The organism is Sporomusa sp. (assembly GCF_057736855.1).
The window spans coordinates 1-3791 of record NZ_JBYKYF010000294.1 but is presented as its reverse complement, the minus strand read 5'-3'; the positions used below and the strand labels follow the sequence as shown (position 1 = coordinate 3791).

The window sequence follows — 3791 nt, the reverse complement described above, 5'->3', positions numbered from 1 at the left end:
ACCGCTCATTGATGGTATAACTGGCTGTACTGTTGGAGTTGAGGCACTGGTACGCTGGCTCCATCCGGTACGCGGCCTGATACCGCCGATGGAGTTTATTCCCTTGGCAGAAGAAACTGGGTTGATTGTTCCCATTGGCGAGTGGGTACTCCGAACGGCATGTGCGCAGAATAAAGCCTGGCAGGATGCTGGTCATCGACCGGTGGCAGTATCTGTAAATTTATCTGGCCGCCAGTTCCGCCAACCTGATTTGACAGGCAGGATCAGTCAGGTGTTAAGTGATACAGGATTAGCGCCCGAGTATTTGGAACTGGAAATTACGGAAAGTATTGCTCTTGAAAATGTGGATTATACTATTGCTACTCTCAATGAACTGCGTTCTATGGGTATTAAAATTTCCCTGGATGATTTTGGTACAGGTTATTCTTCACTCAGTTATCTTAAGCGGTTTCCGATCACGACCCTTAAGATTGATCGGATGTTTGTTCAGGATGCTGCCAAACATAATCAGGATGCTGCCATTGTATCAACGATTATTCATTTAGCTCACAACCTTAATCTTACTGTTGTGGCAGAAGGGGTAGAGACTCCTGAACAGCGGCTATTTTTGCGGGAACGCCATTGTAATCTGATGCAAGGATTTTTATTTAGTCGTCCAGTACCTGCAGAACAAGTGATACATTTACTTGATAGTTGCTGGTAAGAATACAGTTCCCGTTACTAAAATTATGGGAACTGTATTTTGCTTTTTTCCGCATACTACCCTATAATTAAAATAACAATTGCCTATGGCAGATATGGTAAGAAAAATCGAGGTGTATGTATATGCTGGATAATTATCACCGGAATGTCTGGAGCTGGTAAGTCACAGGCGATACGGGCCATGGAAGATTTGGGGTACTTTTGCGTCGATAACCTGCCACCCATGTTAATCCCCAAATTTGCGGAATTATGTGCCCAATCAGGCGGTAAAGTCTCCAAGATTGCACTGGTGGTTGATATTCGTGGTGGCGAATTTTTTGACACATTAGTTCAAGTACTGGAAGATATGGAGAAACAAGGTTTTCTGTATGAAATATTATTTTTGGAAGCCTCGGATGCTACCATTATCCGCCGTTACAAAGAAACCCGCCGCCGTCATCCAATGGCACCGCATGGTCGTATTAGCGAAGGTATCAATCGCGAACGTGACCGGCTGGAACAAATTCGGGGAAAGGCGAATCACATCATTGATACTTCAGGACTGTCGACCGCTGAATTGCGAGGAAAGATAACGACGTTATTTGCCGAAGAACGCGAACATGAGCGGATGACAGTTACGGTAGTATCATTTGGTTTTAAATACGGTATTCCACTGGATGCGGATATGGTATTAGATGTTCGCTTTCTTCCCAATCCTTTTTATGTGGAATCCCTTCGCCGTAAAAGCGGACAGGAGGCAGTCGTCGGGGAATATATCTGGAAATGGCCGGTTACCCAGCAGTTTATGGAAAAACTGTCAGGACTCATTGACTTTCTAATTCCCCACTATGTTAAGGAGGGCAAGAGCCAACTGGTGATTGCTATCGGCTGTACTGGTGGCTTGCATCGTTCAGTTTTTGTGGCCGAAAAGATGTTTGAATATCTCAAGAGTAAAGGCTTTAAGGTCAACGTCGAGCATCGGGATATTAAACATAACATTGTTGAATAGCAGGAGATCATGTAAATTTAGAACAGGCTAGCAGGTCCAGTTGCAGGTACTAGATACAATGTTGCCTACAATGCATGGGTGTTTGTTACAGTTAAACAAAATGTACGGCTCGCCCGCAAGTACAACAACACCGTCGCTTAGAAGACGTAACGGCGATAGCAGCAGTGGGGCCTATTGTAACAGCAGCGCACACATGGGCGTTTATCACCTGTTCGGGGGTGAAAGAGTGCATTTATTAAAGTGGTTATATCCTGGCATGAAATTCAAGCGCTGGCTGCTCCTGTTTTCAGCAGGTGTAATTTTTGTCAGCCTCGGTTTGGCCATTGTGTTTAATTATAAATATATAGGTGTGGTGGAAGAAGCCATTTTCCGCCTGTTTTATTTGACAACAGGAAGTTATTACTATGCTGTCACCACCATTGCCGGCATTTTGATTATTGTCTTGGGGCTGGCTACTATGCTGGTAGCAACAAGGCAGATTATTAAGTCAGTCATTAGTGTGTTAGTACCGGAAGGATCAGATAAACTTGTCGAGATTATTTTTGAAAAGCGCAAACTCAACCGAGGTCCAGCGTTGGCCGTCATTGGCGGTGGGACTGGCCTGTCTGTGTTGTTACGCGGCATCAAGAATATTACCAGCAACATAACCGCTATTGTTACGGTGGCCGATGACGGTGGTTCATCCGGACGGCTGCGCGAAGACCTGGGGATTATTCCTCCGGGTGATTTGCGCAATTGTCTGGTGGCGTTAGCTGACACCGAGCCGCTGATGGAAAAGTTATTTCAACACCGGTTTGGTGGACATGGTGAATTGGCTGGTCACAGTTTTGGCAATTTGTTTATCGCCGCTATGGCTGAGATTGTTGGTGATGTTGAGCTGGCGCTTAAGGAATCAAGAAAAGTCCTGGCTGTGCGGGGGCAGGTATTGCCCTCATCCTCCGAACGAGTGCTCTTGGCAGCCGAAATGACTGACGGAACTCGGGTAGAAGGCGAGTCAAAAATTTCGCAGGCAGGCAAGAAAATTAAACAAGTGTTTATTAAGCCTGAAAATGCCACTCCGGTTAAAGGGGCGGTAGAGGCAATTTATGAAGCAGATGCCTGTATTTTGGGGCCTGGCAGCCTGTATACCAGCATCATTCCCAATCTGTTAGTCAAAGGGATTGCCGAGGCGTTACGGGAAAGTGATGCCGTTAAAATCTATATTTGTAATGTAATGACCCAACCGGGCGAAACGGACGGCTATACGGCTTGTGACCATATTAAGGCCATTCTTGACCATGCCGGTCCTGGTTGTATTGATATTGCCGTCGTCAATGTGCAAGAAGTTGCCCCTGAGCTTCGTGAAATATACGCAGCACAGGGGGCCTATCCGGTAGTACCAGATGTAGAAGCTATTGAAGCCCTGGGAATTAAGGTTGTTAAAGCCAATCTGATTTGCGAGACAAATCTCGTGCGGCATGATCCGCGCAGACTGTCGCGGACGATTATGTCAATGGTGTATGATTTAAAACTGAATTCAGATCGGATGCGGCTGTTAGATTATTACATCATGTCAGAAAGTATTAAAAAATTAAAAGAATAATTTAAAGGACTGAAGCTCTTGTCTTTTTCAACAGAAGTTAAAAACGAGCTGGCTCGCATAACTGGCGAGAATAGCTGTTGCTATGACGCTGAATTGGCGGCCTTAATCCGGATGGGAGGAGCCATGTCCATCGGCCGCAATGCTACGCTAGGAATCAATTTCAGCAGTGAAAACGCTGCCGTTACCCGCAAGGCACTTACCTTGATCAAACGGTACGACAATATAAAAACCGAAGTGATGGTTACCCGGGGACGGCGGCTCAAAAAGAATAATACGTATCATGTGCGGGTAGTGCCATCTCCGGGAGTGAATAAACTCTTGGCTTCGCTCGGTATTATGCGCGGCGAGTCCTTAAATGTTCATTCCGATGGAGCTATTTTGCGCAAAACCTGCTGTCGCCGGGCCTATTTGCGGGGGGCGTTTTTGGGTGCTGGTTCCGTTAACCGTCCGGAAGGATCTTATCACCTGGAATTAGTAACAGGCAATGCCGAGCTGGCCAAGTCGCTGGTTCGAGTCATG

4 protein-coding genes are annotated in these 3791 nt (G+C 46.1%); all 4 read left to right on the top strand.

Annotation, left to right across the window (positions count from 1 at the left end; genetic code table 11):
- On the top strand, window positions 1-703 hold a 703-nt coding region (locus tag AC29Z1_RS14930), incomplete at its 5' end, for a putative bifunctional diguanylate cyclase/phosphodiesterase (RefSeq protein ID WP_488272250.1).
- 120 nt (window positions 704-823) lie between these two features.
- Window positions 824-1690 carry an RNase adapter RapZ gene (rapZ, locus tag AC29Z1_RS14925; RefSeq protein WP_488272251.1) on the top strand — a complete coding sequence of 289 codons (867 nt, stop codon included), beginning with the start codon at window positions 824-826 and terminating at the stop codon, window positions 1688-1690.
- 226 nt (window positions 1691-1916) lie between these two features.
- Window positions 1917-3272 carry a gluconeogenesis factor YvcK family protein gene (locus tag AC29Z1_RS14920; protein ID WP_488272249.1) on the top strand — a complete coding sequence of 452 codons (1356 nt, stop codon included), beginning with the start codon at window positions 1917-1919 and terminating at the stop codon, window positions 3270-3272.
- Window positions 3273-3290: 18 nt separating this feature from the next.
- The coding region (gene whiA, locus AC29Z1_RS14915) for a DNA-binding protein WhiA (RefSeq protein ID WP_488272248.1) at window positions 3291-3791 on the top strand (501 nt) is incomplete at its 3' end.